Genomic DNA, 7,028 nt, shown 5'->3' on the forward strand with positions numbered 1-7,028 from the left:
GGTCTGGACTGGTCCAGCCGGTTTCCCTCGATCCTGGCCGAGGCTCGCAAGCTCGAGGTGCGCTCCGCCCTGATCGACGGCGAGGCAGTGGTGATCGATGCTGTCGGAAGATCCAACTTCCAGGCGCTTCAGAATGCGTTGAAGGGTGCGCCGGCGACTATCGACTTTTATGCCTTCGACCTGCTGCAGCTCGACGGCGAAGATCTGACAAGGCTTCCTCTGCTCGAGCGCAAGGAGAAGCTAGAGGCGATTTTACCGAGGAAGAATCCGGTCCTTCGTTACTCTGAACATATCCTCGGCCGCGGAGAAGAGCTGCTCGATCGCTTTTGCGCAGCCGGCCTCGAGGGCGTCATCTCGAAGCTCGCGGATTCGAGTTACGTGGCGGCGCGCGGCGCGAGCTGGCTGAAGATCAAATGCATCAAGCGACAGGAATTCGTGATTGTCGGCTGGACACCATCCGACAAGGTCCGCGCGTTTCGATCCTTGATCCTGGGTGTGAATGACGGCGGCAAGCTGCGTTACGCCGGCAAAGTCGGCACCGGACTCGATACCGCTGAACTTCTTCGACTCTTGAAGATCATGGCACCGCTTGAACAGAAGGCCGCTACCGTCGACGCGCCACGGGCCGAAGTGCGCGGCGCGCACTGGCTGCGTCCGAAGCTGGTCGCGGAGATTGCCTTCACGGAGATGACCAATGAAGGGACGTTGCGCCATCCGAGCTATCTCGGTTTGCGCGAAGACAAGAAGCCGGAGGCAGTCGTGCTCGAGACGGAGCGCCGCACGGCCAATCTCGCCGCGCCTGCGAAAATTGCCATTGCCATCAGCAACCGAGACCGCGTCATCTATCCCGAGTCCAACATCACCAAGGGACAGCTCGCCGACCATTATGCGGCGGTGGCGCCTATCATGCTTCCTTGGGTCGGTAGCCGGCCAATCAGCCTGGTTAGATGTCCACAGGGCCGGGCGAAGAAATGCTTCTTCCAGAAACACGACGCGGGCAGCTTTGGCGACAAAGTCCACCATGTTGGTATCACGGAAAAGGACGGCCACGAGGAACCCTATCTTTATGTCGACGATCCCGACGGACTGATGACTTGCATCCAGATGGGAACGATCGAGTTGCATGGGTGGGGAGCTCGGATCGAGGACGTCGAAAAGGCCGACCGCCTCGTGTTTGACCTCGACCCGGATGAAGGCCTCGATTTTGAGGCCGTCCGCGCGGCCGCCTTTCAGTTCCGCGATATCCTAAAATCGCTGGGGCTTGCGACTTTCCCCATGCTGACAGGAGGCAAAGGGGTGCATGTCATCGCTCCCCTCATCCCGCGCGCCGAGTGGCCAGAGGTGAAGGACTTCGCGTCTCGCCTGGCGCAGGCGGTCGCGCAGAGCGATCCGGCCCATTTTACGGCCGTGTTGTCAAAGGCGCGCCGCAAGGGTCGTATCTTTGTGGACTATCTTCGCAATCAGCGCGGGGCGACCGCGATCATGCCCTACAGCGCAAGATCACGACCGGGCGCTCCTGTCGCGGCCCCCATCACGTGGGCGGAGATGAAGACAATAGATGCACCCTCTCACTTCCATATCGGCGATGCACCTGAACTGAAGAAGCGCGCAGCCTCGAAAGCTCTGGCCGGATGGGGTCGCGCTGAGCAATCCTTGCCCAATCTGTAGCGTCCGACGCGAGAAGAGGCAGTAAAGCCGGGCTTCTAGGGCACCGCGGCGCCCATGGCCTTGCCTGATTGGAACCTGCGGAGATCGGCCTCGTTTGGCTGAAGCCATGGCAAAAACGGATTCGAGAACTGTCGCCAGTCTTTTGAGGGAATACGCGCAACGGAGGTCTATGCGCGGCGATAATCCCTATCGCACAAAGGCATACTTGCGCGCGGCAGACAGTCTGACGGCGCTGTCGCAGCCGCTTGATCGGATCATCGCCACCGGCGCCCTCACCAAGATCCCGGGGATCGGTGACGCGATCGCAGACATCGTGACCAAGCTTTACCAAACCGGCACGCACCCAAGCCTTGAGAAGCTGCGCGAAGATGTTCCAGCGGGCGTGATGGAGCTGTTTGCCATACCTGGGCTTCGTCCCGATAAGATACTGAAGCTCCATCAGGCGCTCGGCGTAAACTCGCTGGCGGAGCTCGAGGCCGCAGCAAGAGAAGACCGCATACGCCCAGTCAAAGGCCTCGGCGCCGCGCTTCAGACAAAACTCCTGCAGAACCTGGCCATCGTGCGAAGCGGCGAAACGCAACTTCACCTGCACAAGGCCGCCGTTCTTCTCGAACATGCGGTCATATCGGTGAAGCAAGAGCATCCAGAGTTTTCGCGCGTCGAAATTGCAGGTGACTTCCGGCGCGGTTGCGAACTCGTTTCCGACTTCATCCTGGTCGCGCAGGCCAGAAAGTCGACTGGAATCGAGGATACCACCCTCAGGCTTGTTGTCACGGACAGGAAGCACTTTGGCGCGAGCCTGCTCGAAGCAACCGGCTCGGCAGATCACCTTGAGCAACTGAAGACGTTCGCGGCCGACAAGGGATTCACCCTAAACGCCGACGGGCTTCATCGCGGGAGAAAGCTGATCGCGTCAGCGTCAGAAGAAGAAATCTACCAAGCTCTAAACTTGCAGTTTATCCAGCCTGAATTGCGCGAAGGCAGGGACGAGATTGAGCGGGCGGCAAAGCAGAAGCTACCCGCCCTCATTCGGGATGAAGATCTGCACGGCATCCTGCATTCTCACACGACCGCATCCGATGGCACCGAAACGCTTGAGGCAATGGCTGAAGCCACGCGCAAGCGCGGTTTCGAATACTATGGCGTCGCCGATCATTCGCAGTCCGCTCACTATGCAGGCGGCCTTTCGTTGCAGGAGATTGCTGAACAGCACCGCGAAGCTGACCGGCTGAACAAGGCATACAATGGAAAATTTCGCATATTGAAGGGCATCGAGGCGGACATCCTGGCGGATGGCTCGCTCGATTACCCGAATCATATCTTGGAGCAGTTCGATTTCGTCGTCGCGAGCGTGCACAGCCGCTTCAAGTTGCCCAGGAAGGAACAGACGGAGCGTATCATTGAGGCGATCGGAAATCCTCGAACGACAATCATCGGGCACCTGACCGGTCGCCAGCTTTTGCGTCGGCCCGGTTATGATCTCGACGTCGACAAAGTCCTCAAAGCGTGTGCGAAACACGGCGTTGCTGTCGAAATCAACGCACATCCGTGGCGGCTCGACCTCGACTGGCGCTGGCATCAAAAAGCACTCGATCAGGGCTGCATCTTCAGCATCAACCCGGACGCCCATTCGATCCGTGAACTCGACCATATGCATTGGGGTGTCGAGATCGCGCGCAAGGGCGGTGTTCCTGCCAAGCGGGTCCTGAATGCGATGCGTTTGACAGCTCTCCTTGCGCATCTCGCACGGCGCAGGCAAACGCGCTGACCTGCTTGTGCGTCCGGCCGGTCAGCGCAGGAGTCCCTCATTCTCAAAATCTTCCCAGCCGCGCAAACTGGAGTGCGAGCTCTCATCGGGGCCATTGCCAGCTGAAACTGCAGTTCCGCGACCGCTTCTTTGGGCACGTTTCATAGCGGCCTTCCCCGCGGCTCGTCGCCTATTCTCTGCAGCTGTCGCGGCGTCCTGTTCGCGCCAGACCGTAACCAGGTCGCGGTCAAGCACATCCTCCACGTGCCGCGGGTCGAATACGTGAAAGGTGATGTTCCGTGCCCGCCCGCGGAGTTTCACCGTTTTCGTCCCGGCGCTCTGCAAGCGCCCATCTTTCAGCCAGCGGTGCCGTTCGCCCGTCGAGATCGTCAGAATGTCCTCGATTTCACGGGGGATTACAGGCAGGTCTTCGATATTCTGCAGTGCTTTGGAAACGATCCCGATTACCACCTGCACGTCATTCTCGGCGCCCTCGGACAGGCGCAGGGTGAGCACGCGGGACTCGATATGGAGCAGGTTCCTGAACTCCGTTGGAAGGCGGCCGCGTATTTCGAGAAAAATACCCCTCGCTCTGACGGACGATCCAAGCGTTGCAGCCGGGGTTAAAGGCCACTCTCCAATCAGCTTCGTTATCGCATTGATTTTTCGGCGCGTGGACATGCCCGTTTATATAGGTCACCGATTGTCAGCAGCGATGAGCCGATCGCAAAGCCAATGAGCCCTATCCGCCTGCGGTCTCAACCACGATGCCCTAAAGGCGCAACCACGATTGTTAGCGGGCGTGATTGCAATTCGGCTGACAAGAGCCGGCAGAGATATCTCACAGTGCGTTGCCGCGTGGCGCTTTGGGGACGTTTGCGGACAGTGTTTCAGCCGCCGGATCTTCAGAAGCGGACTTTTAGGTCGGTACAGATCGGCCTGAAGTAACCCAAGCGAGTTCGAAATCAGCGTTGATCCAAATAGAAGTTGCCGGGGATGAGGTGGGGTGCGAAAATCAGCGCAAGATGCGGCCGCGCGGCTCTTGGCAGATGCGTTAGGGACAGAGTTCGTTGGCGGCATCGAGAGGTGGTGACGTAAGAAACGATGGCTGACGAAAAAACTGGGAGGCCTAACAGGCGATCAAAACCGGGTGTCGATCTGGCGGCGGAGCCGGCCCCGCCAGTCCGCAGCGCTCAGGCACGTCCCGACGCCCCTCAGGAAACCACTGTTGAGCCTCCGACCATTTCCGTCGTCGGCATCGGCGCGTCAGCCGGCGGCATCGAGGCGCTTGGCCGCTTCTTCGATGCGATGCCGGCGGACAGCGGTTGCGCCTTCGTGGTCGTCTTGCATCTCGACCCGAAGCACGAAAGCGAGATGGCGCGTGTTCTAGCATCTCACACGACCATGCAGGTTGCGCAAGTTGTGGACGGCATGCGGATCGTTTCCGATCGGGTCTATGTGATCGCTCCCGATACCGACCTCAAAATCAGCCATGGCGGGCTGCACGTGTCCCGACCGGCAGAGGTCCGCGGCAACCGCCATCCCGTCGATGTCCTGTTCCGATCGCTTGCGGCGGACCAGCGGGAGCGGGCTATCGCCATCGTTTTGTCGGGAACCGGCAGCAATGGTACCGAGGGCCTGAAGGACATCCGGGCCGAGGGCGGCATGAGCCTCATTCAAGCCCCCGAAACCGCGAAATTCGACGGTATGCCGAGGAGCGCCATAGCGGCGAATTTGGCCGACCATGTCCTTGCTCCTGAACAGATGCCGGACAGGGTACTTGCTTACACGCGCCATGGTTATGTCGCCGCACCTATCGAAACGGCACCTGCCGTACTGGGCGGTGGCGAGGCGAAGATCGAGCAGGTTCTCGAAATTCTGCGCGCCCGAAGCGGATATGATTTCAGCAGTTACAAGCGCAGCACCCAGCGGCGGCGCATCTACCGCCGCTTAGGCCTCAAGAACATCGAGACGCTTAGCGGGTATCTGGACGAGTTGCGGGCCAATCCCGACGAAATCACCACGCTTGTCTCGGACCTGATGATCAACGTGACCGGATTTTTCCGCGACGCCGAGGCATGGAAAACGTTATCGGATCTGGTGATCGCTCCACTGGTCGCCGAAAGAGAGTCAGGGGCCACGATACGGATTTGGGTTCCTGCTTGCTCGACGGGCGAGGAAGCCTATTCCATTGCCATGCTGGTAATGGAGCACGCGGCTGCCGCTGGAAAGCGGTTCGATCTCAAGGTGTTTGCCACCGACGCGCAGGAAGACAACCTTCGCAAGGGCCGCGACGGCGTGTATCCGGCGGCTGCAGTGGCCGAGTTCCCGCCGGAGCGCATCCAGCACTTTTTCGACAGACTCGATGGCAACTTTCAGGTCAGCAAGGAACTTCGCGACACGATCGTCTTTGCGCAGCACAATCTGTTGCGCGATCCGCCCTTCTCCCGGCTGGATCTGGTTTCGTGCCGCAATTTCCTGATCTATCTCGAACCCGACGCGCAGCAGCGTGTCATCGCCCTTTGTCATTTCGCGCTGCGTCGGGGCGGACATCTGTTCCTTGGTAATGCCGAGACGGTCGGCCACCTCGACGATCTGTTTGAGAGCTGCTCGAAGAAATGGCGGATATACCGCCGCGTCGGACCGACGCGGCATGACCTCATCGACTACCGGGAGCACCGCAGACCAGTGGGACCAGATTGGACTGACAAGCCAGCGTCACCTCCGCCCGACTCGGCAGCATCGGTCGCAGAAACTGCGCGGCGCGCCTTGCTTGAACGTTATGCTCCGGCATCCGTCCTGATCGACCGCAAGGGCCGCGCGCTCTATTTTCATGGAACGACAAGGGATTATCTGGAGCAGCCGCCCGGCGAGCCGACGCGGGATTTGCTGAGCATGGTCCGCGAAGGGCTCGCTCTCAAACTTCGATCCGCGATCCGGGACGCTTCCAGGGAAAACAGAAGCGTCACAGTCAGTGCCCGCACGCGGTCCAGCAAGACCGGTGCGGTCACCATGACAGTCGTGCCGCTGACTGGGCGGCCTGGAGAGAGCGGCCATCTGCTCGTGAGCTTCACACCGCAGGGGCCTGAAGCCGGCGGTGGCCCGGCAGCTCCGCGGGACGAAACGGCAGAAACTGCCTCTGGCGAACGCGCGCTTCAGGAAGAACTGAAAGCGACGCGCGCCGAGCTGCGGAGCACTGTCGAGCATCTTGAAACCGCCAATGAGGAGCTGAAAGCGTCGAACGAGGAAGCTACCTCGATGAACGAGGAGCTTCAGTCCACGAACGAGGAACTGGAAACCTCCAAGGAAGAGCTCCAGTCGTTCAACGAGGAACTGAACACTGTCAATAGCCAGCTTCAGCACAAGATCGGCGAGTTGGAAGCGGCCACCAATGATCTCAACAATCTGTTGGCCGGATCCGAAACCGCGACGCTTTTCCTCGATGAAAAACTGCGCATCAAATGGTTCGCTCCCGCGACCAAGGAACTCTTCGATCTTGTTTCGACCGACATCGGCCGTCCGATCGCCCACTTCGCGCGCAAGTTCGCCGACGATAACCTGATAATTGATGCCGAAACGGTGCTGAAAAAGCTTGCCCCGATCCTCGCAGAGG

At 59.8% G+C, this 7,028-nt stretch carries 4 protein-coding genes; 3 read left to right on the forward strand and 1 reads right to left on the reverse strand.

Features of this window, described 5'->3' with window-relative positions:
* Together ligD and EN750_RS11880 are read left to right on the forward strand one after the other, a co-directional pair.
* Window positions 1-1,668, forward strand: a 1,668-nt coding sequence (gene ligD / locus EN750_RS11875; protein ID WP_127396534.1) for a DNA ligase D, incomplete at its 5' end; no start/stop codon positions are given.
* Between the two features lie 106 nt (window positions 1,669-1,774).
* Window positions 1,775-3,436: a DNA polymerase/3'-5' exonuclease PolX gene (locus tag EN750_RS11880; RefSeq protein WP_127396537.1), complete on the forward strand. Its 1,662-nt coding sequence runs from the start codon at window positions 1,775-1,777 to the stop codon at window positions 3,434-3,436.
* 21 nt (window positions 3,437-3,457) lie between these two features.
* On the opposite strand, the gene EN750_RS11885 is transcribed toward EN750_RS11880, so the two are convergent.
* Window positions 3,458-4,096: a hypothetical protein gene (locus EN750_RS11885; RefSeq protein WP_127396535.1), complete on the reverse strand. Its 639-nt coding sequence runs from the start codon at window positions 4,094-4,096 to the stop codon at window positions 3,458-3,460.
* A 423-nt stretch (window positions 4,097-4,519) separates the two neighbouring features.
* Here EN750_RS11885 and EN750_RS11890 point away from each other — a divergent pair.
* On the forward strand, window positions 4,520-7,028 hold a 2,509-nt coding region (locus tag EN750_RS11890), incomplete at its 3' end, for a chemotaxis protein CheB (RefSeq protein WP_127396536.1).

This window comes from Mesorhizobium sp. M7A.F.Ca.ET.027.03.2.1, assembly GCF_003999175.1.
Taxonomy (GTDB): Bacteria; Pseudomonadota; Alphaproteobacteria; order Rhizobiales; family Rhizobiaceae; genus Mesorhizobium.